Origin of the sequence: Photobacterium sp. S4TG1, from assembly GCF_036040035.1 — a bacterium.
GTDB lineage: Bacteria > Pseudomonadota > Gammaproteobacteria > Enterobacterales > Vibrionaceae > Photobacterium.
Map to the genome: position 1 here is coordinate 615482 of NZ_JAYXUH010000001.1, position 26886 is coordinate 642367.

27 protein-coding genes are annotated in these 26886 nt (G+C 40.4%); 11 read left to right on the forward strand and 16 right to left on the reverse strand.

Going from position 1 to position 26886, the window contains the following annotated elements; genetic code table 11:
- Window positions 1–37 precede the first annotated feature (37 nt).
- Window positions 38–250 (forward strand): DUF2897 family protein, encoded by a 213-nt coding sequence (locus tag VXS03_RS02995; protein WP_327761900.1) that lies wholly within the window; start codon window positions 38–40, stop codon window positions 248–250.
- A complete protein-coding gene (locus tag VXS03_RS03000; RefSeq protein WP_327761901.1) occupies window positions 243–785 on the forward strand; it encodes an NUDIX hydrolase in 543 nt (180 codons plus the stop codon). The genes VXS03_RS02995 and VXS03_RS03000 overlap by 8 nt, the downstream gene beginning before the upstream one ends.
- A 63-nt stretch (window positions 786–848) precedes the next feature.
- Here VXS03_RS03000 and VXS03_RS03005 read toward each other — a convergent pair whose 3' ends face one another.
- The 6 genes from VXS03_RS03005 to VXS03_RS03030 all read right to left on the reverse strand — a co-directional run bounded on the left by VXS03_RS03005 (window position 849) and on the right by VXS03_RS03030 (window position 7490).
- Window positions 849–2090, reverse strand: a complete 1242-nt coding sequence (locus VXS03_RS03005; protein WP_327762035.1) for a glutamate-5-semialdehyde dehydrogenase — start codon at window positions 2088–2090, stop codon at window positions 849–851.
- Window positions 2091–2169: 79 nt separating this feature from the next.
- Window positions 2170–3315, reverse strand: a complete 1146-nt coding sequence (gene proB, locus VXS03_RS03010) for a glutamate 5-kinase (RefSeq protein WP_327761902.1) — start codon at window positions 3313–3315, stop codon at window positions 2170–2172.
- Between the two features lie 245 nt (window positions 3316–3560).
- On the reverse strand, window positions 3561–3971 hold the full coding sequence (crl, locus tag VXS03_RS03015) for a sigma factor-binding protein Crl (protein ID WP_327761903.1): 411 nt from the start codon (window positions 3969–3971) through the stop codon (window positions 3561–3563).
- A gap of 257 nt (window positions 3972–4228) precedes the next feature.
- Window positions 4229–5488 carry an esterase FrsA gene (gene frsA / locus VXS03_RS03020; protein WP_327761904.1) on the reverse strand — a complete coding sequence of 420 codons (1260 nt, stop codon included), beginning with the start codon at window positions 5486–5488 and terminating at the stop codon, window positions 4229–4231.
- A gap of 185 nt (window positions 5489–5673) precedes the next feature.
- The gene (gene gpt, locus VXS03_RS03025) at window positions 5674–6132 is read right to left on the reverse strand and encodes a xanthine phosphoribosyltransferase (protein WP_080157097.1); all 459 of its coding nucleotides are present in this window, start codon (window positions 6130–6132) and stop codon (window positions 5674–5676) included.
- 68 nt (window positions 6133–6200) lie between these two features.
- Window positions 6201–7490: an NCS2 family permease gene (locus VXS03_RS03030; protein ID WP_327761906.1), complete on the reverse strand. Its 1290-nt coding sequence runs from the start codon at window positions 7488–7490 to the stop codon at window positions 6201–6203.
- Window positions 7491–8570: 1080 nt separating this feature from the next.
- Between VXS03_RS03030 and VXS03_RS03035 the strand changes: the two genes are divergently transcribed.
- Window positions 8571–10031, forward strand: a complete 1461-nt coding sequence (locus tag VXS03_RS03035; RefSeq protein WP_327761907.1) for an aminoacyl-histidine dipeptidase — start codon at window positions 8571–8573, stop codon at window positions 10029–10031.
- A gap of 60 nt (window positions 10032–10091) precedes the next feature.
- On the opposite strand, the gene dinB is transcribed toward VXS03_RS03035, so the two are convergent.
- From dinB to bolA, 10 genes are all read right to left on the reverse strand, one after another.
- Entirely contained in the window at window positions 10092–11180 is a 1089-nt protein-coding gene (gene dinB / locus VXS03_RS03040; RefSeq protein ID WP_327761908.1) for a DNA polymerase IV, read from the reverse strand.
- A 264-nt stretch (window positions 11181–11444) separates the two neighbouring features.
- On the reverse strand, window positions 11445–11666 hold the full coding sequence (gene nqrM / locus VXS03_RS03045) for a (Na+)-NQR maturation NqrM (RefSeq protein WP_036795773.1): 222 nt from the start codon (window positions 11664–11666) through the stop codon (window positions 11445–11447).
- Between the two features lie 11 nt (window positions 11667–11677).
- The gene (locus VXS03_RS03050) at window positions 11678–12703 is read right to left on the reverse strand and encodes an FAD:protein FMN transferase (protein ID WP_080157104.1); all 1026 of its coding nucleotides are present in this window, start codon (window positions 12701–12703) and stop codon (window positions 11678–11680) included.
- Between the two features lie 160 nt (window positions 12704–12863).
- Complete coding sequence (gene nqrF / locus VXS03_RS03055; protein ID WP_327761909.1) at window positions 12864–14087, reverse strand: NADH:ubiquinone reductase (Na(+)-transporting) subunit F; 1224 nt, start codon at window positions 14085–14087, stop codon at window positions 12864–12866.
- 23 nt (window positions 14088–14110) lie between these two features.
- A complete protein-coding gene (gene nqrE / locus VXS03_RS03060; RefSeq protein ID WP_060999503.1) occupies window positions 14111–14707 on the reverse strand; it encodes an NADH:ubiquinone reductase (Na(+)-transporting) subunit E in 597 nt (198 codons plus the stop codon).
- Window positions 14708–14714: 7 nt separating this feature from the next.
- Window positions 14715–15347, reverse strand: coding sequence for an NADH:ubiquinone reductase (Na(+)-transporting) subunit D (locus VXS03_RS03065; RefSeq protein ID WP_065166531.1), 633 nt, complete (start codon window positions 15345–15347; stop codon window positions 14715–14717).
- Window positions 15340–16131, reverse strand: coding sequence for a Na(+)-translocating NADH-quinone reductase subunit C (locus VXS03_RS03070; protein ID WP_080157108.1), 792 nt, complete (start codon window positions 16129–16131; stop codon window positions 15340–15342). Before VXS03_RS03070 ends, VXS03_RS03065 begins: the two co-directional genes overlap by 8 nt.
- Complete coding sequence (locus tag VXS03_RS03075; RefSeq protein ID WP_327761911.1) at window positions 16121–17365, reverse strand: NADH:ubiquinone reductase (Na(+)-transporting) subunit B; 1245 nt, start codon at window positions 17363–17365, stop codon at window positions 16121–16123. The genes VXS03_RS03070 and VXS03_RS03075 overlap by 11 nt, the downstream gene beginning before the upstream one ends.
- A 3-nt stretch (window positions 17366–17368) precedes the next feature.
- Window positions 17369–18709, reverse strand: coding sequence for a Na(+)-translocating NADH-quinone reductase subunit A (locus tag VXS03_RS03080; protein ID WP_327761912.1), 1341 nt, complete (start codon window positions 18707–18709; stop codon window positions 17369–17371).
- Window positions 18710–19271: 562 nt separating this feature from the next.
- Entirely contained in the window at window positions 19272–19586 is a 315-nt protein-coding gene (gene bolA / locus VXS03_RS03085; protein ID WP_327761913.1) for a transcriptional regulator BolA, read from the reverse strand.
- A 153-nt stretch (window positions 19587–19739) separates the two neighbouring features.
- Here bolA and VXS03_RS03090 point away from each other — a divergent pair, with 153 nt between their 5' ends.
- From VXS03_RS03090 to VXS03_RS03125, 8 genes are all read left to right on the forward strand, one after another.
- A complete protein-coding gene (locus VXS03_RS03090) occupies window positions 19740–20864 on the forward strand; it encodes a methyltransferase (RefSeq protein ID WP_327762036.1) in 1125 nt (374 codons plus the stop codon).
- An 81-nt stretch (window positions 20865–20945) separates the two neighbouring features.
- Window positions 20946–21521 (forward strand): YajG family lipoprotein, encoded by a 576-nt coding sequence (locus VXS03_RS03095; RefSeq protein ID WP_327761914.1) that lies wholly within the window; start codon window positions 20946–20948, stop codon window positions 21519–21521.
- Window positions 21521–22072 (forward strand): peptidylprolyl isomerase, encoded by a 552-nt coding sequence (locus VXS03_RS03100; protein WP_327761915.1) that lies wholly within the window; start codon window positions 21521–21523, stop codon window positions 22070–22072. Before VXS03_RS03095 ends, VXS03_RS03100 begins: the two co-directional genes overlap by 1 nt.
- A gap of 48 nt (window positions 22073–22120) precedes the next feature.
- Window positions 22121–22489: a hypothetical protein gene (locus VXS03_RS03105; RefSeq protein WP_327761916.1), complete on the forward strand. Its 369-nt coding sequence runs from the start codon at window positions 22121–22123 to the stop codon at window positions 22487–22489.
- A gap of 179 nt (window positions 22490–22668) precedes the next feature.
- On the forward strand, window positions 22669–24057 hold the full coding sequence (locus tag VXS03_RS03110) for an AmpG family muropeptide MFS transporter (RefSeq protein ID WP_327761917.1): 1389 nt from the start codon (window positions 22669–22671) through the stop codon (window positions 24055–24057).
- Window positions 24058–24379: 322 nt separating this feature from the next.
- Entirely contained in the window at window positions 24380–25186 is an 807-nt protein-coding gene (locus VXS03_RS03115) for a nucleoside-specific channel-forming Tsx family protein (RefSeq protein WP_327761918.1), read from the forward strand.
- Between the two features lie 107 nt (window positions 25187–25293).
- Complete coding sequence (gene panE, locus VXS03_RS03120) at window positions 25294–26199, forward strand: 2-dehydropantoate 2-reductase (RefSeq protein WP_327761919.1); 906 nt, start codon at window positions 25294–25296, stop codon at window positions 26197–26199.
- The gene (locus VXS03_RS03125; protein WP_327761920.1) at window positions 26192–26800 is read left to right on the forward strand and encodes a DJ-1 family glyoxalase III; all 609 of its coding nucleotides are present in this window, start codon (window positions 26192–26194) and stop codon (window positions 26798–26800) included. The genes panE and VXS03_RS03125 overlap by 8 nt, the downstream gene beginning before the upstream one ends.
- The last annotated feature ends 86 nt before the right edge of the window (window positions 26801–26886 follow it).

Sequence of the window (26886 nt, forward strand, 5' to 3'; positions counted from 1 at the left end):
AGTGGATTGATATAGACATTATGGTTGTGAGGTGAATATGGAATGGTTTTTTAATCCTTGGGTTATCTGTGTCATTATTATCGCAGTAATCGCCAGTAATATTGCCGCTTTAAAGTACACCGCTTATATGCGTACCGGACTAAAAAAAAGACAACCACCACAAACACCATTTGACGAGCCTCAGCCATTACAACCCACGAAGACTAATAACACTCACGACAGCAACCACTCGCAGGATAAAAATGACTGATATAAAAACATTAGACAGCCGCGTTGTTTATCAAAATAAATGGATGACAGTACGCGAAGATAAAATCCAGCGTCAAAGTGGTGCCAAAGGCATTTATGGTGTGGTTGAAAAGCCCGATTGTGCCGCTATTTTAGCGATTGATAATGGTCGCATTCAGCTAGTACAACAATTTCGCTATAGTATTCAACAACGGTGTTGGGAAATTCCACAAGGGGCGTGGGAAGCAAACCCTGATGCGGATCATCTTGATCTTGCTAAAGGTGAACTCCAAGAAGAAACAGGATTAATAGCAGATAATATGGTTTACCTTGGTAGCCAATTTATTGCTTATGGTTTTTTAAATCAAACCTGTCACATTTATCTTGCGACCCAACTCCACTCATCACCAGAGCAACACCGAGATGCTGAAGAAGAAGATCTCATCAGCCAATCTTTTTCTATTACTGAATTTGAAGCAATGATCATTAACGGTGAATTAAAAGATAGCGTCACCATTGCCGCATATGGACTTGCGAAGCTTAAACAAGCAATTTAACACCAATAAAAAAGCTGCCATTTTATCGGCAGCTTTTTTGATATGTATTATCTTTGTTACTAATTACGGACGGCTCAGGTAATCAGCAATACCGACCCATTTATAGCTGGTCAATTCTTCTAAGCCCATTGGACCTCGAGCATGCAGTTTTTGTGTAGATACCGCCACTTCAGCACCTAAACCAAATTGTGCACCATCAGTAAAACGAGTAGATGCATTCACATATACCGCAGCGGAACCTGCCGCATTAACAAATCGCTCTGCCGCTTGAATATTATTAGTTAGGATTGAATCTGAATGACTCGCATTATGTTTACGCATATGCGCAATAGCTTCATCAACATCAGCAACAACTTTAACGCCTAACGTATAACTTAACCATTCAGTATCAAAGTCACCCGCTTCAGCTTTACGTAATAAACTTGCTTTACCTTCAAGTAAATTAAACGCAGCATCGTCAGCGACCAGTGTTACTTGGGCTTTATTCATACGTTCCACTAAACGTGGTAAAAAAGTCGCTGCTATCTGTTCATTAACTAATAACGTATCTAATGAGTTACATGCCGAAGGGCGCTGCACCTTCGCATTTTCAACCACATCTAATGATCGAGATAGATCGGCACTATCATCAACATACATATGGCTAATACCAAAGCCGCCAATGATAACGGGAATAGTACTGTTTTCTTTACACATCTTATGTAAACCAGCACCACCACGAGGAATAATCATATCAACATATTGATCAAGCTTAAGTAGCTGCGAGACGTATTCACGATCAGGCTGTTCGATATATTGCACAGACGCGGCAGGTAAACCCGCTTTAGCTAATGCAGATTGAATGACTTTTACCAGTGCCATATTTGAATAGAATGTTTCACGACCGCCACGCAAAATACTGGCATTACCGGTTTTAAGGCACAGTGCTGCAATATCAATGGTTACATTAGGGCGAGCCTCATAAATGACACCAACAACACCTAGCGGCACTCGACGACGGCTTAAACGCATACCATTTTCAAGTACACGACTATCAAGTTCGGCACCAACAGGATCATTTAAGTTAATAACATTACGCACATCATTAGCAATAGCACAAATGCGTTCGTCGTTAAGTAATAAACGATCGATTAACGCATCAGACATACCACTCGCAACAGCGGCATCAATATCTTGTTTATTAGCTGTAAGAATAGCCGCTTGGTGTGCTTCTAATTCATCTGCAATAATCGCTAGCGCAGTATTTTTTATCGAAGTTGCAGTGGTCGCTAATTCAAACGCAGCTTGCTGCGCCGCTTGTCCCATTATTTCAAGATTCACAATAATTCCTTACTTAAATTCAAATTCAATGCTTAATAAGTTATCGGTTGAATTATCACTACAACTAAATAACAACCATATCATCACGGTGAATAGCAGCATGACCGTATTCATAACCTAAAACCTGATGAATATCATGGCTGTGTTTACCTGCAATTTTAGCCATATCATCACTTGAATAACGACTAATACCTCGTGCCAGTAAAACATTTTTGCTATCAAAAATACGGACGACTTCACCGCGCTCAAAAGTGCCTTTTACCAGAGTGATCCCTTTAGCAAGTAAACTACTGCCTTTTTGCTGCACAGCGGTTACAGCACCATCATCAATCACAATATCACCCGCTGGCGGTGGACCAGCAAGGATCCATTGCTTACGGCCTTCAAGTGGTGATTCTAAAGGAAGAAAACGTGTTCCTACCGCTTTACCTGCAGCAAGATCAACAATCACATCAACGCGACGTCCCGCGGCAATAATAACTTCGATACCCGCACGACAAGCCACTTCTGCTGCTTGTAACTTCGTTGCCATACCGCCAGTACCTAATCCACCCACCGTGCCACCCGCTAATTTACGTAGCTTATCATCGATGGTATGTACTTCATGGATTAACTCGGCATCAGGATTACTGCGTGGATCCGCGGTAAATAAACCGGCTTGGTCTGTCATTAATAATAGCTTGTCCGCACCACCTAAAATACCGACAAGTGCAGAAAGGTTATCGTTATCACCTACTTTGATCTCAGTCGTTGCTACGGCATCATTTTCATTAACAACCGGCACAATACCGTTATCTAATAATGCCACCAGCATATCGCGCGCATTTAAATAGCGTTCGCGATCGTTTAAATCAGCGCGCGTTAATAACATTTGACCAATATTGATCCCATAAATGCCAAACAAGGTTTCCCACTCTTGAATTAAGCGACCTTGTCCAACTGCGGCCAGTAATTGTTTACTCGCCATTGTTTTGGGTAGTTCGGGGTAACCTAAATGCTCACGACCAGCCGCGATCGCACCTGAAGTAACAATGATAATTTTATGGCCTTGACTACGTAACATAGCGCATTGACGCACTAACTCAACCATATGGGCACGATCAAGTTTCAGTGTGCCACCTGTTAGCACGCTAGTACCTAGTTTGACGACAATTGTATGTGTTGCGGCAGCGTCTTGCTGTTGAGCATGAGATTTTTTTGAATCAGCCATGAGATCAAATAGATTGAAAGAATAAATGTTCTTTGTTGTATCAATCCCTATCGAAAAGCACAAGAAAAAAACAATGACAAAATCAATATTAATCGGCTTTAGGAGGATGTTTAAGCATAAACATCCCTAATGAATAACACTTGTACCACGCAGCGACAATATTTGTGCATATTGATTGAAATCTCACAACCGCACGATTCAATGTCGCCAGTGGTTATTCTGGCTAACTAAAAAAATAATATGGCTTAGTTAGCCGATAATTCAGTGAGTGGAGTCTGAGTTAATATTGCAGCAGGAGCGAGTGTTAACTCACACTCATCAATGATAAAAGGTGTTAATTTTGAGTAGAAATCCGTCAATGTTTTTAATACTGCTTCTTTATGTTTAGCGGGTAATTTGCCATCAACCCACTCACCTGCGGCATTAAATCGACCAAAATTATAGTCATATTCATAGCCAGTATCAGTTGCAGTCATCACTAACCACCATCCCCAAAATTCACGTAATTCAGGTTCTTTTTCAGCATTGACACAACTCGCTAAACAATCAAAAAAGAACCGTTGGGGTTGTGATTTTTTCTCACGAAGATAAGGGCCTATTGCCGTCAATTTAGACATTAAACGGCCATGTGGTGGAAAGCTTGTTGCTGTTGTCATTATTTTGTCCATCCATAGTCAGCGGTATTGAATACGCAAGTAAGACTTACTACCTTTTATATTATTCACAGCGCATTAAACTATTACGCTCAGCACAATAATAATTGACTACATTATGGATACTTTTTAACAAAATAACAAACTATAGCCGTCAATTTTGCTAACAATATCATGACAATATATTTTATTATAAAAAAACGGAATCACACTAAGGTACGATTCCGTTATTGTTAATGATCATATTATCGCGGTGATAATTATTTCATTTTATCATCCAGCCATTTAACTACTTCAGTCATCACTCGATGATAACCATCATAAATAGGCTTTGCGGGTAAGGTAATTGCTTTACCACCGTAACTTGATAACGCAATCAGTTGATTATCCATTTCAGGACAAATAGGATCATTTTTCAAACCAATACCAAGCATGGGAATATCAACCCGGCGACGGCCGAGTATGCCTTGGTTTTTTAATGACCATGCTGGCAAATGAGATTTAATACTCGCTTCAGCTTGACCATTTTTACCCATACGTGATGCCAACACATCCAAATACATTCGTGGAATCTTATCTAATAGTTTCGGTTGAGTGAGGAAACTATTGATTGTACCGCCAATGCTAACACAGGTTTTTAAGCGTGTAGGCTCCATAAAGCCAAGTCGAATTGCAGCATTACCGCCCATACGTAACCCTAACATCGCGACATTGCGGTTATCAACCCAAGGCACATCACGAATTTGTTGAAGTAGCGCTTGGTGTAAACGACTGGTATCTTCAGTTAAATTCCAACGATCACTGTGACCCACTGATGGCATATCAAGCGTGACCATTGCATATCCTGCAGGGCCTAAATAATCTTGATATAAACGCCACAAGTCACTTTGTAATGTCGCTAAACCACCGCTCACAATAACTGTCGGTAATAACTTATCAGTACGCGGAAGATGAATGAATGCCTCAAAGGTCTTATTTTCATATTTAACATCAATTTTACGCATATCATGTGGGCGAAGTTCAATCGCCTCACGATAACTTTGATTAGCTTGTAACTCTGCTTGATCAGCGAGCTGGTCGCCTTTGATATAAGGATATGCAGCAATGCTATAATGGGTACTGGCTTTAAATAACAACTCTGATGCTGCTAGTTTCTCGCCATTATTAGCCGCTGTACGTGCTAACTGCTGATAATTTGATGCTAACTGAGACCATTCATAGGCCCAATTTCCTGGACGGTAGCCAATAACGGTATCTAATAAATGGTCATTTGTTCGAGGAGCATTTGAACCCGCTATGCGCGCTAAAACCGCTTCTTGCTCAACAGGATCAACACCTTGCCATATCCATTGCGGACGACGTAGGACACGATACCATTCAAGTTGACTTTCACCATCAAGAGCATTGTTTACATCCCCACTACGGACATGTGCAATCTTAACAATATTCGATGTCTCTTTGCTGGTTTGACGTGGAGCAAATAGCTTCTCTGATAAATTTTGTTTTGATGGTTCCGACACGGCATCCTCCAACGTATATATCACTTCTCTTAATAGACCTAGATAATATACCTAAACGGCTGCCAATAACTAAAATCCATAAAAAAAGACGCCAACAACGTGACGTCTTTGATAAAACTTAGTTTTCAAGCACGATCATCACCACAATATAACGTTATTGCTGGTTCTGTAGTGAAAGAAAAGTATTATTTTTTCGCAATAGGATCAACGAAAGTAACCGCCATATCCCAAGGTTGTTCAATCCAAGTATCTTGTGGAATGCTAACAACAAAATCATCAACTAAATGCTGACCTGCCGGCTTAGCACATACAGTCACAAACTTAGCTCGTGGGTACATTTCACGAATTTTTTCAGCAGTACCGCCAGTATCAACCAAGTCATCAACCACGATAAAACCTTCACCATCACCATCTGCTTGCTTGATCACTTTCATATCACGCTGATGATCATGATCGTAGCTTGCGATACATACAGTATCAACATGACGAATACCTAATTCGCGCGCCAAAATAGCAGCAGGCACTAAACCGCCACGACTAACTGCAATAATACCTGTCCACTGCTCTGCTGGTAGCAATTTTTCTGCTAGCTGGCGTGTGTACATTTGCATGTTATCCCAAGTGATGACGAATTTATTACTCATAGTAAAACAACCTCTGAAACAGCGATTTAAAACCGCATAAATTTATGTAAGCGTAAATAACATCACGCTTATAAGAAAATAATCTTTGCAAGAAATAGTGCTGAAATAACCCACACACTGATGTTTACTTCACGTCCCTTGCCACTCAATGCTTTTACAACCGCAAATGTGATAAAACCAAGACCAATACCTTCTGCAATCGAGTAAGTTAGAGGCATTAATAAACACACAACAACCACAGGAGCCGCTTCCGTTAAATCTCGCCATTCAATTGATACCAAACCTGACATCATTAAAATAGCAACATAAAACAGCGCACCCGCCGTTGCATAGGCAGGAACCATTCCAGCCAACGGAGCAAAAAATAAGGCTAACAAGAATAACACGCCAACCGTTACGGCTGTTAGGCCTGTACGCCCACCAACTGCGACACCCGACACACTCTCAACAAAAGATGTGGTATTTGACGTCCCCAGTAGAGCACCAATAGAGGTTGCAGTACTGTCTGCTAATAGCGCTCGATTTAAACGTGGTAATTTACCATCTTCACCTATTAAGTTTGCCTTAGTTGCAACACCGACCAATGTGCCTGCGGTATCAAACAAATCGACAAACAAAAAAGCAAACACAATTGAGATTAAACCCACTTCCATCGCGCCTGAAAAATCAAGCTGCATAAAGGTTGGAGCGATACTTGGTGGCATAGAGATAATGCCGTTGTAATCCACTTCACCAACAATAATGCTGATCGCAGTTACAATTAAAATCGCAATCAATACCGCGGCTTTAAAACCGCGTTGTACTAAAGAAATTGTCAAGAAAAAACCGAGTGCAGCCATAATTGCTGGAAAACTGGTTAAATCGCCAGCCGTCACTAATGTTGCAGGGCTAGCAACGACAATACCTGATGTTTGCAGAGCGATAAACGCTAAAAATAAACCAATACCAGCTGAAATACCGATACGTAATGAATGAGGGATCGCGTTGATGATCCATTCACGCACTCGCATAACACTCAATGCAATAAAGCATAAACCAGATAAGAATACCGCCGCTAAAGCCACTTGCCATGTATGGCCCATACCTAACACAACGGTGTAGGTGAAAAAGGCGTTAAGTCCCATACCGGGTGCTTGAGCAACAGGATAGTTAGCATAAAAACCCATCACAAAACAGCCAATCATTGCCGCTAAACAAGTAGCAACAAACACTGAGCCTTGATCCATTCCTGTGCTGGCTAACATAGTGGGGTTTACAAAAATAATATAAGCCATTGTCAGGAAGGTAGTGACACCCGCCATAATTTCAGTGCGCACAGTTGTGCCATTTTCAGTGAGTTTAAATAACTTTTCTAGCATGCTTCTCGGTTCCTTAGAGATACGCAATAAAGTAACAAACAACGCCAAGAAATAGAAAACGATTGCGCAATCCATTTCGGGGCTGATTATAATCATGCGATCACGCAATTTCCAGATTTTATCGTTGAAAAGCGTAAAACAATAACTCTTTGTATTTACATAACCTAAGAGATGTCTATTTAAAGTATATTTATCAGTACATTAAAAAAATAATACTTATGTCTATTTTTTGAGCATTTAATTTTTAAACCACTAAATAGAGGTTAATTAAAGCCAATAGCCAGAATGAAAATGAGGATATAACATGAAAAGCAGCTAAAAAAACGCCACTTCAAAGGGAAGTGGCGGCAGAATGTTGCAGATAACTGGATAGTGTTATCGAGATATTCTTAATTTAAGGGGATGAACAAACTTGCATTTGTTTCGTTGAAAGCAACAAAACAATAAAAGCTAATTAGTAACGGTACGGCGTTGGGTAATGGAAGTTACTTGTATATACAGTACGGTTATTCCAAAAATGTGTCATTGAAGAAAAAATTTTCATTTAAATCACCTTAGTCATAAGTACACCAACGTCATCGTTGGTGGCTTGCCATCGCGGCTCACTTATTCTCGGTTCCTTGGAGGCGATATCTCGAGTTCGTCCTGAACGTGTCGTGTTAATCATTGTGCCAATTAATCAGGCGTGACTAAACTATAGCCAAAATGAAGTAAATTTACAACGTTTTTTTTAAGTAGATCACACTTTTTGCTTTTTCTGCTTGAGGTATGGCTTTTAGTGTAAATTTATTACATTATTATTTAGTTATATTTCAACATCTCTCTTTTGGGATGTTTTTTGGCACATTTGATCATATAAAATACACATCGCAATAATGATTAAGAGTTGCGTCACCAATGGCGTAATAATCTCAGAAATCCGTGCTATAAGATTTTATTATTTGCCCTATCCCCCCTAAAGGCAGAGTGATATGCTAAAACCAAGGCGATAAAAATACTCGCTACTAATTTTGTCATTTTACGGCTAAAACCCTACAAAATGACACTAGCCCAGTCTCGTATATTAAAAGGAAGGCTACCGTGTCTGAAATTACTCAACTATCACCAAAAGCTGTTTGGCATTTCTTTGATAAGATTTGTTCAATTCCTCACCCTTCTAAATATGAAGAGCAACTAGCGCAATACATTGTGTCGTTCGCACAAGCTGAAGGGTTAGATGTTCGTCGTGATAATACGGGCAATGTTATTATTAAAAAACCAGCAACAGCTGGCATGGAAAACCGTAAAGGCGTAGTACTTCAAGCACACATTGATATGGTGCCTCAAAAAAATGAAGACACTGTTCACGACTTTACTCAAGATCCAATTCTGCCATTTATTGATGGCGAATGGGTAACAGCAACAGGCACGACGCTAGGTGCAGACAATGGCATGGGTATGGCTACTTGCCTTGCTATTCTAGCGGCTAAAGACATCGAACATGGTCCATTAGAAGTATTATTAACCATCGATGAAGAAACAGGCATGACAGGTGCTTTTGGTTTGGAAGCAGGCTGGCTTGAGGGTGATATTCTATTGAATACTGACTCTGAGCAAGAAGGCGAAGTTTACATGGGTTGCGCAGGCGGTGTTGATGTTGCGTTGACCGTTGATATTCAACGCGAAGCTGTTCCGGCTGAACATCAAGCAATTAAATTAGTTGTGAAAGGCCTAAAAGGCGGTCACTCAGGCTGTGATATTCATACTGGTCGTGGTAACGCAAATAAAATAATGGCACGTTTCTTTGTCGCTCATGCTAATGAGCTTGATTTACGTATCAACAATTTCACTGGTGGTAGCTTACGTAATGCTCTACCACGTGAAGCAAGCGTTGTTGCAACATTACCAGCGGCAAATATCGATAAGCTTAATGCATTATTTGCTCATTACCAACAAATCGTTAGTGCTGAATTAGGCCATGTTGAAACTGACATTACCTTATTTACTGAAGCATGTGCACAACCTAGCGATGTTATGGTACTGGCTGATCAAACACGTTTAATGCATACATTAAATGTTTGTCCTAACGGTGTTATTCGCATGAGCGATGATATTGAAGGCGTAGTAGAAACATCATTAAACATGGGTGTAATCACTACAGAAACAAACACAGTAACGATCTTATGTCTGATTCGTTCATTGATCGACTCTGGTCGTAGCTACGTTGAAAGTATGTTGCAATCATTAGCGGCACTTACTGGCGCACAGTGTGTTTCATCTGGCGCATACCCTGGTTGGAAACCTGATGCTGATTCTGAAATCATGCAAGTATTCCGTGATACCTACCAGCAGATGTATGGTAATAAACCTAATATCATGGTGATCCACGCCGGTCTTGAGTGTGGCCTATTTAAAGAACCATACCCTGAGATGGATATGTTATCTTTTGGCCCAACAATCAAATTCCCTCACTCTCCAGATGAGAAAGTGAAAATTGATACAGTACAAATGTTCTGGGATCAAATGCTAGCGATTCTGAAAAATATTCCTGTTAAAAAATAACACGAATAATTGAAGTATGAATTCAAAACGGGCCTCGTGCCCGTTTTTTATTGAGGTGCATTAGTCTTTATTATTATCAAAACTAAATGATAACTGTTGTGCTTTTAAACCTTGTTCTAAGCCCACACTTAACCCAATAAGACGTATTTCTCGTCCTTGTTGACGTGTCAGTGCTTCTGCTAGCAGTGGTATAAATTGCTGTTTATCCAATAACGGGCAACTATGCTCTACTGTTGTTTGCTGAAAATCGGCAAATTTTAATTTTACCCCTTGTTTAGCAATATTCAGTTGTGGACGTACTTTTTTCAATCGTTGTTCAAGCTCTAAATGTAAGTGCTCAATAACCTGCCAACATTCGTCATAACTGGCTATGTTTTTATTAAACGTACGTTCAACTCCGACAGATTTACGCTGACGTTCCACAATCACTTCACGCTCATCAATGCCATGAGCACGCAACCATAATGAGTGTCCAAACTTACCAAACTGCTGTAATAGCTGCTGTTGCGCATAATTTTGTACATCACGCCCAACAAACAACCCCTGTTGATGCAGTTTTTGAATAGTGACTTTCCCTACCCCAGGAATTTTTTCCAATTTAAGCTCAGCAACAAAGTCATCGACTTGTTCAGGGGTTACTACATATTGACCATTGGGCTTATTGAGATCAGATGCCACTTTTGCAATAAATTTAACCGGTGCAATGCCTGCTGATGCTGTTAGCTGTAACTCTTGTTCTATTGCTTGTCGAATATGTTGTGCAATCAAGGTTGCAGAGCCATGCAACATCTCACAATCACTGACATCTAAATAAGCTTCATCTAATGACAATGGTTCTATTTTATCGGTATAGCGGGCAAAGATAGCCCGTATTTGCTGAGAAACTTGGCGATATATTTCCATTCGTCCATGTACTAGCGTTAAATGCGGGCACAATTTCATTGCTTGTGCAGTCGGCATTGCTGAATGCACCCCATATTTACGGGCGAGATAATTACATGTGCTTACAACTCCACGCTGCTCTGAACGCCCACCAATAGCAATTGGAATATCACGTAAAGCCGGGTTATCGCGCATTTCTACAGCCGCATAAAAGCAATCCATATCAACATGGATAATTTTACGTTGGGTAGGCAATGGATTAGTCACAGTAAATACTCATCAATGAACACAGCAAATAACTGTTTTTATATACAGTCATTATACGCCAATTTACTGAATCAGTGCCAATATAGCAATGACCATTTTTAAAAATAGGGCGATGGATAATGTAACAGAAGCTACATCACTGCACTTTGTATCGGCTTGGATTTCACTTAAATTACACCCATAAAAAAACCCAGGCATGACAAATTCGTTGTCGCACCTAGGTTTCAGAGTAAGCAATAACTTACATTATGTGATTAAAACCGATTATATAATCTGATTTTTCTTCCATTCAGCCTGACGTGCAGCACGAGCTTCTCGTTTTTTACGTGCATCACACGGTTCAGGGCAATCACATTCTTTTGCGATACCAATGCCGTCTAAACCGCCACAACTACCACTAACAGACTTACGCTGAAAAATATACCCTACTGCCATTGCAATAATAACCAGTAGAAAAACAGCAAATGTTACTAAATAAATTGCCATGGAAGCCTCTATTATTTTTTATCTACGTATTGCTCAAAAGTCTTTGATTTGTATTCAACAAAGCCATCTTTGGTTTTTACAATCAACATAACAGGAATATTTTCTTGGTTTGCTAGTGCAATTGATTCATCCTCACCCATTACAGAGAAGGTTGTCGCATAAGCATCTGCCGTCATGCATGATGGCGCAATAACAGTTACCGACACTACATGATTATCAATAGGACGGCCAGTTTTAGGGTTAATCAAGTGTGAATAACGTACGCCATTTTCATCAAAGTAATTACGATAATCACCTGATGTTGCAATCGCCATATCACCCGCCTGAAGAATTTCTTGTACCGCACGTTCATTCTCTACTGGTTTTTCAACAGCAATACGCCATAAAACATTGGCTTGATTTTTACCTTGCAAGCGAAGCTCACCACCGACATCAACCATGAAGTTTTTAACGTGTAAATCATCTTTTAGATAATCAGCAACCACATCAACACCATAGCCTTTAGCGATTGATGATAAATCGACATATAACTTAGCTTCATCTTTAATAAGTTTATTATCAGGTAAAACTTTCACATGCTGATAACCCACTTCAGATAAGCGAGTCGTCACTTCTTTATCGGTTGGAATTGATTCAGGGCGTGCTTCAGGACCAAAGCTCCATAAATTAACCACAGGTCCAACAGTCACATCATAAGCACCATTACTAACCTTAGAGATACGTAAGGCTTCAGTGATCACTTTCGCGGTTGCCGCAGAGACAGGAAAAGCTTTATTGGCTGGCGCTTGATTAAATAAACTTAATTCTGAATTTGGACGGTAAGTCGACATTTGATCGTTAACTAACTCTAAACGACGATCGATCTCTTTTTGAATTTCTTTTGCTGTTGGCAAACCATCTTGATTTATTATTTTAATTGAATAATAGGTTCCCATTGTCGAGCCATTAATAGTGATTTGCTGACGCTGATCACTACAGCCGGCAAGCGCTAACAATGCTGTAATCACAAATACAGCCCGAATAAGGAACATTTTCATTCAACTACTCCAATGAAATAAAGGTAATTTTTACTCTAGGGACCATAGTTAGTCATTACTAACTGATAATAACCACAATAAAAATAACATTATTATTCATTAATAATGAAAAAGGCTGGCCTTAATAGGCCAGCCTTCTTTCAAGGCGAAGGGCTAATAATTAGCCACCGAAATCATCCAATAGGATGTTTTCATCTTCAACACCAAGATCTTTCAGCATACTGATAACAGCTGCGTTCATCATTGGTGGACCACACATGTAGTACTCACAATCTTCAGGTGCTTCATGATCACGTAAGTAGTTTTCATAAAGAACGTTGTGAATAAAGCCAGTGTAACCATCCCAGTTATCTTCAGGCTGTGGATCTGATAGCGCACAATGCCATACAAAGTTAGGGTTCTCAGCAGCTAGTGCATCAAAATCCTCTTCATAGAACATTTCACGCTTAGAACGAGCACCGTACCAGTAAGACATCTTACGCTTAGAGTGTAGACGCTTAAGTTGGTCGAAGATATGTGAACGCATTGGCGCCATACCTGCACCACCACCTACGAATACCATTTCATTTTCAGTTTCTTTCGCGAAGAACTCACCAAAAGGACCTGAAATAGTACACTTGTCACCTTCTTTAAGTGACCAGATGAATGATGACATTTGACCAGGAGCAACATCTGGATTATTAGGCGGCGGCGTAGCAATACGCACATTTAGCATAATAATACCGAACTCTTCTGGGTAGTTAGCCATTGAGTAAGCACGGATGATATCTTCATCAACCTTAGACTCGTAGCGGAACAAGTTAAACTTATCCCAGTCGCCACGGTACTCTTCTGGTACATCAAAGTCTGAGTATTTAATGTGGTGAGCCGGTGCTTCAATCTGAATGTAACCACCAGCACGGAAAGGTACTGTTTCGCCATCAGGAATTTGAAGCTTAAGCTCTTTAATGAAGGTTGCTTTGTTATCGTTAGAAATAACAGAACATTCCCACTTCTTCACACCAAAAATTTCTTCAGGAAGCTCGATGTCCATGTCAGATTTAACGTTAACCTGACACGCTAGACGTTCGCCTTCACGTGCTTCACCTTTAGAAATGTGATCAAGCTCTGTTGGTAGAATATCACCACCACCAGATTTAACTTTTACACGACACTGGCCACAAGAGCCACCGCCACCACATGCTGATGATACGAAAATACCGTTAGCAGAAAGTGCATTCAGTAGTTTACCGCCCGCACCTGTAGTGATCGCTTTTTCTGGATCGCCGTTTACTGAGATAGTAATGTCACCTGATGGTACTAGCTTAGATTTAGCGAATAAAATCACTAAAACTAGAGCCAGGATAATCAAGGTAAACATGCCTACGCCAAGAATAATATCCATTGACTATTCCTTCCTTATCCTGATTACAGCTGTACGCCAGAGAAAGACATAAAGCCTAACGCCATAAGACCAACAGTGATAAAGGTAATACCTAAACCACGAAGACCCGCAGGTACATCTGAGTATTTCATCTTCTCACGAATACCCGCAAGCGCAACAATTGCCAACATCCAACCAACACCAGAGCCGAAGCCGTAGACGATTGATTCTGTGAAGTTGTAATCACGTTGCACCATGAAAGATACACCACCGAAGATTGCACAGTTAACTGTGATCAACGGTAAGAAAATACCTAGCGCGTTGTATAGTGGCGGGAAGAAGCGATCAAGAACCATTTCAAGGATCTGAACCAATGCTGCGATCACACCAATGAACGTAATAAAGTTCAAGAAGCTAAGGTCAACACCTGGGAAAATTGCACCATCTTTAAGTACATAGTTGTACACAAGATTGTTTAACGGTACAGATAGTGTCAGTACTACGATTACCGCAACACCTAGACCAAAAGAGGTCTTAACTTTCTTAGACACCGCTAGGAAAGTACACATACCCAAGAAGAAAGATAATGCCATGTTCTCGATAAAGATCGAGCGAATCAATAGGCTAATATAATGTTCCATATTCCTCTTACTCCTTCGCTTCTACTTGTTCTGGACGGAAAGTACGAATAATCCAGATCATGAAACCAATTAGGAAGAACGCAGAAGGAGCCAACAGCATTAGACCGTTCGGGTGATACCAACCGCCATCAGAAGCTAGAGGCAATACCTGCATACCAAATAACTTACCTGAGCCTAAAAGCTCACGGAAGAAAGCCACAGTAATAAGTACAAAACCGTAACCTAAACCATTACCGATACCATCAATGAATGCAGGTACTGGTGCAGATTTCATTGCGTATGCTTCCGCACGGCCCATTACGATACAGTTAGTAATGATCAAACCAACGAATACAGATAGCTGCTTTGATACATCGTAAAGGTATGCACGTAATACTTCGTCAACCACGATTACCAATGATGCGATAATCGCCATTTGCGCAATAATACGCACGCTGTTTGGAATTTGATTACGAACTAATGATACGAAGAAGTTCGAAAATGCAGTTACCAATGTCACTGCAATTGTCATTACAAACGCAGTTTCTAACTTAGTAGTTACCGCTAACGCTGAACAAACACCAAGAATTTGTAATGCAATTGGGTTATTGCTGATAAAAGGTCCAAATAGGATCTTTTTCATTTCTTTAGTATCAGCCATTATTCAGATCTCCTGCACGTAACTTAGCAAGGTAAGGACCAAAGCCCTGTGCACCGAACCAGAAATCGAAGGTATGCTGTACGCCGTTACTTGTTAGCGTTGCACCAGAAAGACCATCAACTTGGTGATCAGTACCTACAGGTGCACCACCCTTAAGGATTTTAATTGCAGGTTTGAAGTTCATATCATACAACTTCTTACCAACAAACTGCTCACGCCATGTTGGGTTTTCAACTTCACCACCGAGTCCAGGAGTTTCCGCCTGATCGTAGTAAGTGATGCCGTCAATAGTATTACCATCGGTTGCAACAGCAACGAATGCATACATCATTGACCATAAACCATTACCGTGAATAGGTAGGATCACTTTAGTTAACGTACCAGCTGCATCTTTAACAAGATAAACAGTCGCCACATTTGCACGACGAATGATCTTTGCTAAATCTTCGTTAGCTGGAAGTTTGATAGATTCTTTATCATTCTTCGCAGCGTCACGTTGATTATATTTAGCTGCATTTTCGCCAGCAACTTCCGCAACATAATTACCCGTATTAATGTTTACAAGCTTAGGCTCGATAAACTGGTTATATGTTTGCTTAATGTTAGTGTCTTTATTTAGCAGACCTGCAACAGCAAGAATGTTGCGTTGTACGTCAAGTACTGCATTTTCTTGCTGTTTTGGACGCAGAACAACTGCTGCTGTAGATACGATGATTGAACACACAAGGCTCAATACAACTACAAAAATCAGCGTTCTTGAGAAGCTATCCTTATTACTTGCCATGACGAGCCAGTCTCCGTTTGATGTTGCCTTGAACAACTAGGTTGTCAAATAGAGGTGCAAATAGGTTAGCAAATAGAATCGCTAGCATCATACCTTCTGGATATGCAGGGTTAACTACACGAACCATTACAGCCATTGCACCGATCAGTGCGCCATACCACCATTTTGCTTTATTGGTAAACGCAGCCGACACTGGATCTGTCGCCATAAACATCATACCAAATGCAAAACCACCTAGAACTAGGTGCCACTGCCAAGGCATGTTGAACATTGGGTTAGTATCAGAACCAATAATGTTAAATAGCGTTGCAGCAACGATCATACCGATCATTGTACCAGCGATGATACGCCATGAAGCAATGCCCATAACAACAATAAACAGGCCACCGATAAGGATAGCAAGTGTTGATACTTCACCAATTGAACCTGGAAGATGACCAACAAATGCGTCCATCCAAGTAATTGATTGACCAGTAATAGTATTAACTACGTCTGCTTGACCACCTTGAGACCACTGACTTAGTGGTGTCGCGCCTGAGAAACCATCTGCCGCATTCCATACTAGGTCACCAGAAATCTGACCTGGGTATGCGAAGAATAGGAAAGCACGACCAGCAAGTGCTGGGTTAAGGAAGTTACGACCGGTACCACCAAAAATTTCTTTTGCGACAACAACACCAAAGGTAATACCTAAAGCTGCTTGCCAAAGTGGTAGTGTTGGCGGAACGATCAATGCAAACAGAATAGAAGTTACAAAGAAACCTTCGTTAACTTCATGCTTACGCACCATACAGAACAACACTTCCCAGAAGCCACCTACCGCAAAAACAACTGCGTAGATAGGTAAGAAGTAAGTTGCACCAAGTAGCATCTTGCTACCCCAACCAGCGGATGCTGATAGCGTGCCGCCTAGCATCTGGGTAAACCAGTAATGCCAGTCAGCAGCAATAACTGCTGTTAGTTTGTCTGCAGTGTACAGGTGGTTAAGACCAGCAATTGCTTGATCACCCACGTTATACATACCCCAGAACATTGCTGGGAATACCGCAAACCATACCATGATCATGATACGTTTTAGGTCGATACTGTCACGAACGTGCGCAGATGAACGCGTCACTTGTCCTGGCGTATACATAAGAGTGGCAAACGCTTCATATAACGCAAACCAACGCTCATGCTTACCACCTGGTTCAAAGTGGTGCTCGATATCTTCGAGGAAATTCTTGAAACCCATGAATTACCCTTCCTTCTCAATTTTGTCCAAACACTCACGCATCATTGGACCAAACTCATATTTACCAGGGCACACGAACGTACATAGTGCTAGATCTTCTTCATCTAGTTCTAAAAGGCCCAATTGTTGTGCACTGTCAATATCACCTGCACAGATATCGCGCAGTAATAATGTTGGTTCAATATCAAGCGGCATTACTTTTTCGTAATTGCCGATTGGCACCATGGCACGTTCACTACCATTTGTCGTTGTTGTCATGTTAAACAACTGACCAGGGAAGAACTGGCTCATGAAGGCACGAGTAACAGAAAACTTGTTCTTACCAGGTACAATCCAGCCTAAGAATTCTTTCTCATAGCCTTCACGTAAAGCAGAAACTTGTAAGTGGTAACGACCAAGGTATCCATGAACACCTTCAGCTTTAACACCGTTAAGTACTGAACCTGATAGAACACGTAGTTGGCCAGGCATCATTTCTGAATCAGTTAAGTCAGAAATAGAAGCACCGATTCGAGTACGTACTAAACGAGGATTAGTCACAACAGGACCAGCTAGCGCGACAACACGATCAGTGAAAATTTCACCAGTGAGGAATAACTTACCGAACGCAATTACGTCTTGGTAGTTAATGTTCCACGCAATATTTTTCGTGTCTGCACCGAACAACATATGAATATGTGTACCGGCTAGACCTGCTGGGTGTGGACCGTTAAATACGTGCTCTTCAACATTCGCTTCAGCTGAACGAGGTAGGCTTGCACCTGATTTACATACGTAAACTTTGCCACTGGTTAAACGTGAAAGCACAGTTAAACCGGCAATGAACGCTTCATTTTGCTCATTGATGATAACTTCAGGGTTAGCCGCTAATGGATTGGTATCCATTGCAGTAACAAAAATCGCTTTCGACTCTGAACCAACAGCCGGTACCTTACTGAACGGGCGCGTACGAAGCGCTGTCCACATACCTGATTCAACTAATTGATCAACCACAACTGCACGGCTTAACTGTGCTAATTGTGCTGCATCATATTTGTTAAACGTGATTTGCTCATCACCTTCTACAGCAATAACAACTGACTGTAGAACGCGCTTAGCACCACGGTTAACTTCTATTACCTTGCCGCTAGCCGGTGCAGTGAACTTAACACCAGGATTCTTTTTATCTTCAAAAAGAACCTGACCTTTTTTCACTACATCCCCTACGCGAGTATGCATTGTAGGACGCATACCAACATATTCTTCGCCAAGCAAGGCGACTTTAGAGATGGCATTACCATCATGTATCGCCTGGGCTGGAGTCCCTGAAATTGGGATATCCAAACCCTTTTTTATTGTAATCATACGCACTTGCACTACATTAAAGGGAAAAAAGAATTTTCATATTGCGTAATTAAGATACTACGTTCCTTGGCCTGATATCGATGAACAGGCAGTGGAAGAAACCACTGAACGACTCCGTATCGCAACATCCAGTTAACTATCGCGCCACAAACATTAATGCGCGAGTAATTTTTCAGCCCGCGATTCTACCATTAATTAACTCGTTTTTTCTATGGTAATCCACGCGATTCCGTGTGAAAACCAAGCAACAAATAAGACGCAATAGGTTTATTAACTAATAAACATGATCAACTGCACATTTACGGGATTTTTTCACATAAATATTAAATTCCAAACCCAACGATTTATTTAACATTGCTGTAAAAAAAAACACCCAATAACACATGATGTCAACATAAATACAAACTTATCAATAACCATGTGATAGTCAGTCTTATCCAAACCATAACATTAACAATCAAGCAACAACACAGCTAAGTAATAAGTAAGACAATAACCACTGCAAAATGCTATAAGAAAAAAGCCGTCTTATTAACGACTCTTATAATTATAGACACTCTTATCAATTATCTAATGTTGAACCACCATGGCAGTGTGGTGATGCGGGGGCATGCAGTTGCTGCTGCCATTCAAATTCAGTATAAGTATGAATCGCAAGTGCATGAATATGATTTGCTAATTCATCAGCTAAACACTGATTTACAGCGCGATGTCGAGTAATAAGGCGCTGACCTTCAAACTGCGCGCTCACGACAACGACTTTAAAATGACTTTCTGCACCTTCAGGAACGTTATGCATGTAGCTTTCATTGATAACCTCAAGATGAACAGGCATAAAATTGTGGTTTAATTTTGCTTCGATTTGGGGTTGAATCATAATGTCCTCAACTAAAAAAGCGGATTTTCAGCACCGATAATAACAATTCCTCATTATTATGGCGTTAACTTGATAGATTTCCTTTCAAGCTTTTCACTGTTCTGCGAAAATGCTCTATTATTTCTTCGTCAACATACTCGAAAGTTATTCTTAATGAAACCAGAGCTAACCTTGCATCAACGTACGTTAACGTTAACCCGTTTCCCTGTACGCAAAAATGAAACCCTGCAAGCATGGGATGCCGCAGATGAATATTTGATCAATCATTGTCATACAATGGATCTTGATCCTCAACGGCCCGTACTCATTCTCAATGATAATTTTGGTGCATTAAGTTGTTGGTTCGCAAATCAAGCACCAGTAACAACGGTGACAGATTCCTTCATTACCCAGCAAGCTATTATAAATAACCTCAGCGTAAATGAATTACCGTCTGTCGCAATTATTGATTGCCTCGCTGATTTACCTGTTGATCCACAGTTAATACTCATTAAGCAACCTAAAAATAACCGCCTCTTAAGTTGGCAGTTACAGCAACTTTGTCATTTATTACCTCAAGATTGTGTGGTTATTACCGCAGGTAAAGTGAAAGAGATTCACTCTTCAACCTTAAAATTATTTGAAAAATATTTAGGGGAAACCAAAACATCATTAGCGGTTAAAAAAGCACGATTAATTTTTACTAACGTCAATAAATCATTAGCAGCACCAATGCCACAACCAACAACGTGGACAGTACCTGATCATGATTTGACGATGACTAATTATGCTAATGTATTCTCAAGTGATAGTTTAGATATTGGCGGCAGATTTTTATTAGATTTCATTCCATCAAAAGTACAATATAACGACATTATTGACCTTGGTTGTGGTAATGGTGTTATTGGTATTAAAGCGGCTCGATTAAACCCAAATGCCAATATTACCTGTGTTGATGAAAGTTTTATGGCTGTTGCATCTTGTCGTGAGAATGCGCAGTTAAATCTGCCAACGACAGAAAAATTTAACGTAATTGCATCAAATTGCCTCGATAACTTTGACAATCAAAGTGCAGATCTGGTGTTATGTAACCCACCATTTCATCAGAACAATACCATTACCGATCATATTGCCTGGCAAATGTTCTGTGATGCTCAGCGAATATTACGTCAACATGGAGAGCTCATTATCATTGGTAATCGTCAGCTCAAATACCATGAAAAATTAAGCCGTATTTTCGCCAAGGTCGACACCATTGGTAATAATGATAAATTTGTCGTATTACGAGCAGTAAAATAAGCCACGAGTAATTGTTGTTTAAATCAAAACTAAAATAGCAGTAATAACTTTTCTTAACAAAATAGGCAAAGGGAATGCTTTATGATCAAAAAATACGTTGTTCTAGTATCAACATTGGTATTAAGCGCATGCGCAACGACACCACCAGCGCCCGTTGCATTAATGCCGACAGCTGTCTTTACCTCGCAGCCATGGGCAAATAATAAAGCACTTAACCTTACTTGTGTTGATCAAGCACCAAATAGCTATATTGCAGTTATTGATAATGGCAGCACTGAAAATGTTCAAGTCATTCAGCCACAACAGCCAATATCGTTAACATTACGTCAAGCTTTAGCACAACAACTGACAGGCCAAGGCTTTAACATTGCTGACAATGCAACATCAACAATGGCTGTTAAAGTTGAAAAAGCATTAGTCACTGTTGAACAAGGGCTAGTAAAATATGATATGCACAGTGAACTGCAATTACAGCTAACAGTAAGTACGCCTAATGGACAATTTTCTAAGCGTTATACAGGTCGCTCAAGTCGTGAAGATGCACTCACTGTATCAAATAAAGAGATTGCAACCAGCATGAATAAACTCATGAATTCCGTACTTCATGAAATCGCTAATGATAGTGAATTAAATAAATACCTTAAGGAGAATGTATAATGTCGCGTTTTTTATTAGCTTTATGCTTATTGATTGCCTTACCCGTTAGTGCTGCGACCAAAGTATTGGTAACAACTAATATTGGTAATTTCACCGTTGAATTAAATGAAGCAAAGGCACCAATCACGACCAAAAACTTTTTACGTTATGTTGATGATGGCAGCTATGTTGGTACTATTTTTCATCGCGTCATTCCTGGCTTTATGGCACAAGGTGGTGGTTTTGATAAAGCACTAAAACAACGCTCAAGCTACCCGCCAATCAAAAATGAAGCGGATAACGGCTTACCAAATGATATCGCAACCATTGCAATGGCACGTACTCAAAATCCCAATTCCGCTACGCGCCAATTTTATATCAACCTCGCAAATAATGCGTTCTTAAATACTCAAGGCAACCGAACAGGCTATGCTGTATTTGGTAAGGTAATAAAAGGCTTCCCTGTTGTTGAAAAAATGGCAACGATACCGACAACCTCAAACCCACAAACAGGTATGAGCGATATTCCACAACAACCGATTATTATTGAAGCCATGAAAGTCATTAAATAATGTGATTACGTCACCTGTACGTGATCACTCACGTAACAGGTGACATCTATGTTAACACTTGCTTATAATCGTGCCTCAATTCCGACTCAAGAACAGCATTTACAACAGTTTGTTGTCGATAATGCCCCTATCTTAGCCCTCAATGCCATCGCAGCTAGTCACGGTCAAATTACTTATATCCAACTACAAAATTTATTTAATCACCAATTAGCCCAATGGTGGATGCTTCCTTACGACAATCCACAACCTGCAAACCAATATGAAGCTAGTTATTGGTTGTTAATAGAAACATTAAGCGGCATTAATGATTATCAATTAATGGGAAATCGCTTTATTCAGCACAAAGTCGCCACACTTAGCTGCTATTTACTCAATATTGGACCTTGCCCTAAAATTACGCAGATAAATCGCCCGTAATGGAATTAATTTGCGTAAATAGAGCCAAAAATAGAATTAAATAGTAAAATATTTGTCTGAGAATCATCAAGTCAATGCGTAAAAATTTGAGAGCTGCTAAGCTTTCGTTTTACAATAAAAATTTCAAATCTTCAGTACGCTAGCAACAAGTATTGTGACCTTGATTTCCAGAGGAATATATGGATAAAGCGACACCTCAAGCAGACACCCAAGGTTGGCGAGTCTACGCCAACCCTAAAGCCTTGATCATGTTAGCACTTGGATTTTCATCAGGATTACCAATCTTATTAGTCTTTGGTACTCTGTCTTTTTGGCTACGTGAAGCCGATGTGAGTAAAACAAGCATTGGATTTTTCAGTTGGGTCGCCTTAGCTTATGGCTTTAAATGGGCATGGTCCCCTCTGGTCGATCGTTTTCCTTTACCTCTTTTTTCCCACTTATTTGGCCGGCGTCGCGGGTGGATGTTATTTTCACAAATTGTGATTATTTTATCTTTATGCGGCATGGCATTAAGTAATCCACAAACAGACCTGTTTCAATTCGCCCTTTTTGCCATTCTGGTTGCATTTGCTTCTGCAACCCAAGATATTGTTATCGATGCCTTTCGTATTGAACTTGCAACAGAACGCATGCAGGCCGCATTGTCAGCAACCTATTTAGCCGGTTACCGTTTAGCGATGATCATGGCAGGTGCTGGCGCTCTCGCTTTTGCCGCCTGGTTTGGATCTGATTCTGGTTACGATCCTAGTGGTTGGAAAAGTGCCTATTTCATTATGGCAGCTATGATGCTTATCGGGGTGATCACCACCCTTATTGTCAAAGAGCCAACCATAGATAACAGCGCTATCAACACCATTGAAGCCAATTACAAACAAGAACTTATTAATAAAGGCTATAATAAGCATCACGCAAATTTAAGTGCTTGGTTCTACACTGCGGTGATCATGCCGTTTCGAGACTTTTTTCAGCGCTACGGTAAAAATGCACTACTCATACTGTTATTAATCAGTTGTTACCGTATTTCAGATATTGTGATGGGCGTAATGGCGAATGTGTTCTATGTCGATATGGGCTTTACTAAAAATGAAGTCGCTTCAATATCAAAAGTATTTGGAGTCGCAATGACCATTGCTGGCGCAGGATTAGGCGGTATTTTAGTCAGTAAATTTGGAACACTAAAAATATTAGCATTAGGCGCACTGCTATCAGCTATTACTAACTTGTTATTTATTATGTTTAGCTATGTCGGTAATAATCTTGAAATGCTGACATTGGTTATTTCGGCAGATAATCTTGGGGCAGGCATTGCTACTGCGGCCTTTATTACTTTTATGTCAAGCTTAACCAATGTGGCATTCTCTGCGACTCAATATGCGTTATTTAGCTCGATAATGGTATTATTCCCTAAATTCCTTGCGGGGTTTTCGGGCGTCTATATTGATCACTTTGGTTACAATGTTTTTTTCTTAACCACCGCCTTAATGGGAGTACCCGTATTAATACTGATCCGTATGCTAGCCAATAATTCAGCACTTAATATTATTGCCGAGCCTACCCGCCCATCTTGATAAAATAAGTCATTTAACTTACTCAATCTCAAAGGCTGGCCATCACAGCTAGCTTTTGATCTTTCCTGCTAAAACTAATCATTATTATCGAGCTGAAGTTAGTCAGCCAAGATAAATTAAAGTTCATTCTTATTGATATTCAATGGATCAATATCACACTTTTAACTAATGTAATCGATTACACTAGATCGCGATCACAAATGGTAAAGGATTGCGCAAACGTTTCATTCCCAAACGTGTAATAAAGCACTAGAATCAGCGCCAACAAACGGGGCGGCCAAATCCCACCATCTATCTAGATCAACATGAGCGAGATAAAAAGATGCGCAAATCACTAGTAGCATTCAGCGTTTTAGCAGCAACAGCACTTCCTTCGTTAGCTAATGCAGCAGATTACTCTGACAACATCCACAAAAATGATTATAAGTGGATGCAGTTCAACCTAATGTACGCGTTAAAAGAATTACCTCGCCCTGCAGATGCACATACAGGTCACGATTACTTAGAGATGGAGTTTGGTGGTCGTTCAGGAATTTTTGACCTTTATGGTTATGTTGATGTATTTAACCTAACAAACTCTGATAGCAGCGATAAAACATCTGCAGACGATAAAATGTTCATGAAATTTGCGCCACGCATCTCTCTTGACGCATTAACAGGTAAAGATCTATCTTTCGGCCCAGTAAAAGAACTTTATGTAGCAACACTATTTAACTGGGGCGGTAACAACGGCGGCGTAAACAATTACTTCGTTGGTCTAGGGTCTGATATTGAAGTGCCATGGTTAGGTAAAATGGGCTTTAACGTTTACTCACTATATGACATGAACGTTAAAGACTGGAACGGTTACCAAGTATCGACTAACTGGTTCAAGCCGGTTTACACCTTTGAAAACGGTACTTTCATCTCTTACCAAGGTTACATTGATTACCAATTTGGTATGAAGAAAGAATACACATCAGCAAGCAATGGCGGCGTGATGTACAACGGTATCGTATGGCACACTGATCGCTACGCAGTTGGTTACGGTCTAAAAGCTTACCACAATGTCTACGGTATTGATGATGGTACTTTCGGTCTTAAATCATCAGGTGTTTCACAATACTTCAGCCTATCTTACAAGTTCTAAGCTGACGGTATAACACCATAAAAAAGGCGCTGATAGCGCCTTTTTTGATCGCTGTAATTAGCCACAATGTTATCATGCAACAAATTAAGCTAATAACGGATTAAACTGTGAACATAACTCTGCTAGGTGCTGGTGCTATTGGTGCATTATGGGCCATAAAATTAACCCAACAACGACACAATGTGCAGTTATGGACCAGAAACTCTGAAACCAAAGCAACGCTGCACTTTAATGAATTAACAACACCAGCAACCACGAATAGCTATTCTTTTAGCTGTAATAGCACAGATGAGCTCGCCGCTTGTGAACTGTTAATTGTTACTGTCAAAGCCTTTCAAGTAACCGCTGCACTCACACCACTATTACCTTATCTAAGCCCTGATTGTATTGTGGTAATTATGCATAATGGCATTGGTAGCCAGCAACAAGTTCAGCAATTATTACCCCATAACCCGATTATCTATGCCACGACCTCTCAAGCTGCCTTTAAACCCACCCCAACAACCATTCAGCACACAGGCTTAGGGCAAACCTCACTGGGCGCTATCAATGATCCTGCACAATCTCAGTCCCATATAGTCACTCTGTTTGATGGTGCTTTAGCACCTGCGCAGTGGCAAGCTAATATCTATCAGCCGCTATGGCAAAAACTGGCCATCAATTGTGCCATCAATCCACTGACAGCTATCCATCAATGCTGTAATGGCGATTTAGCCCGTCCTTGCTACCAATCACAACTCGATGGTATTTGTTTAGAAGTGGCACAAGTTATGACAGCGGAAGGCTTTGCAACTACTCAACAACAGCTACGCCACCAAGTTGATAATGTTATTAAAGCAACAGCCAGTAACTATTCATCCATGAATCGTGACATTTTTCATCATCGACTCACTGAAATCGATTATATTAATGGGTATTTAGTTCAACAAGCCCAACGCCATAACATTGATACTCCAATTAATTATCAATTATGGCAGGCTATTAAACACATGGAGTCACTAGACCATGCCTGAGTTATGTCCTCGCGTCGTTGTTTGTATTGCCCCTGGCAGTGAAGAAATGGAAGCAATTAATACCATTTCTATTTTAAAACGGGCTCAATTTGAGGTCATTGTTGCGAGTGCCGCAGAAGATGGCGGATTAATTATTGAAGGTTCACGAGGCATTAAACTGGTTGCTGATACTGCATTAATTACGATTGCTGATGAACAATTTGATGCAGTTGTATTACCCGGCGGCGTTGCCGGAGCTGAGCATTTTCGTGATAGCCCATTAGTGGTCGAATTTGTTAAACAGCACCACTATGATGGCAAATTGATTGCCGCAATTTGTGCAACACCAGCCATTATGTTTGCAGCCAATGACATGTTTCCTAAAGCGTTAATGACTTGTCATCCGGCTTTTCATGATCAAATTCCAGCACCACAATTGCGTCCTAAACGTGTTGTCTATGACAAGCATGCTCACTTACTGACTAGCCAGGGTCCAGGTACAGCACAAGAATTTGCACTTGATATTGTGACTCAACTAACTAATAAAGCCACAACAGCCGCTATTGCCGAATCAATGGTGGTGTGGCCAAACATGCATTACGATGTTATGCCTGAACGTTAATACCAATTGCGATCATTCTCTTAGTGACAGATTAAAAAGTGAAGTATAAAAAAGCCCTCAGTGATCAGATCATTGAGGGCTTTTTG

Bases quoted from the DNA above. Each gene is read 5' to 3' on its own strand.
- VXS03_RS03110 (WP_327761917.1), top strand. From the start codon at position 22,669: ATGGATAAAGCGACACCTCAAGCAGACACCCAAGGTTGGCGAGTCTAC.
- VXS03_RS02995 (WP_327761900.1), top strand. From the start codon at position 38: ATGGAATGGTTTTTTAATCCTTGGGTTATCTGTGTCATTATTATCGCA.
- VXS03_RS03115 (WP_327761918.1), top strand. From the start codon at position 24,380: ATGCGCAAATCACTAGTAGCATTCAGCGTTTTAGCAGCAACAGCACTT.
- VXS03_RS03100 (WP_327761915.1), top strand. From the start codon at position 21,521: ATGTCGCGTTTTTTATTAGCTTTATGCTTATTGATTGCCTTACCCGTT.
- VXS03_RS03070 (WP_080157108.1), bottom strand. From the start codon at position 16,131: ATGGCAAGTAATAAGGATAGCTTCTCAAGAACGCTGATTTTTGTAGTT.
- VXS03_RS03030 (WP_327761906.1), bottom strand. From the start codon at position 7,490: ATGCTAGAAAAGTTATTTAAACTCACTGAAAATGGCACAACTGTGCGC.
- proB (WP_327761902.1), bottom strand. From the start codon at position 3,315: ATGGCTGATTCAAAAAAATCTCATGCTCAACAGCAAGACGCTGCCGCA.
- VXS03_RS03080 (WP_327761912.1), bottom strand. From the start codon at position 18,709: ATGATTACAATAAAAAAGGGTTTGGATATCCCAATTTCAGGGACTCCA.
- gpt (WP_080157097.1), bottom strand. From the start codon at position 6,132: ATGAGTAATAAATTCGTCATCACTTGGGATAACATGCAAATGTACACA.
- VXS03_RS03065 (WP_065166531.1), bottom strand. From the start codon at position 15,347: ATGGCTGATACTAAAGAAATGAAAAAGATCCTATTTGGACCTTTTATC.
- VXS03_RS03105 (WP_327761916.1), top strand. From the start codon at position 22,121: ATGTTAACACTTGCTTATAATCGTGCCTCAATTCCGACTCAAGAACAG.
- VXS03_RS03005 (WP_327762035.1), bottom strand. From the start codon at position 2,090: ATGGGACAAGCGGCGCAGCAAGCTGCGTTTGAATTAGCGACCACTGCA.
- VXS03_RS03075 (WP_327761911.1), bottom strand. From the start codon at position 17,365: ATGGGTTTCAAGAATTTCCTCGAAGATATCGAGCACCACTTTGAACCA.
- crl (WP_327761903.1), bottom strand. From the start codon at position 3,971: ATGACAACAGCAACAAGCTTTCCACCACATGGCCGTTTAATGTCTAAA.
- VXS03_RS03050 (WP_080157104.1), bottom strand. From the start codon at position 12,703: ATGAAAATGTTCCTTATTCGGGCTGTATTTGTGATTACAGCATTGTTA.
- bolA (WP_327761913.1), bottom strand. From the start codon at position 19,586: ATGATTCAACCCCAAATCGAAGCAAAATTAAACCACAATTTTATGCCT.
- nqrE (WP_060999503.1), bottom strand. From the start codon at position 14,707: ATGGAACATTATATTAGCCTATTGATTCGCTCGATCTTTATCGAGAAC.
- nqrM (WP_036795773.1), bottom strand. From the start codon at position 11,666: ATGGCAATTTATTTAGTAACATTTGCTGTTTTTCTACTGGTTATTATT.
- VXS03_RS03090 (WP_327762036.1), top strand. From the start codon at position 19,740: ATGAAACCAGAGCTAACCTTGCATCAACGTACGTTAACGTTAACCCGT.
- VXS03_RS03095 (WP_327761914.1), top strand. From the start codon at position 20,946: ATGATCAAAAAATACGTTGTTCTAGTATCAACATTGGTATTAAGCGCA.
- VXS03_RS03125 (WP_327761920.1), top strand. From the start codon at position 26,192: ATGCCTGAGTTATGTCCTCGCGTCGTTGTTTGTATTGCCCCTGGCAGT.
- nqrF (WP_327761909.1), bottom strand. From the start codon at position 14,087: ATGGATATTATTCTTGGCGTAGGCATGTTTACCTTGATTATCCTGGCT.
- VXS03_RS03000 (WP_327761901.1), top strand. From the start codon at position 243: ATGACTGATATAAAAACATTAGACAGCCGCGTTGTTTATCAAAATAAA.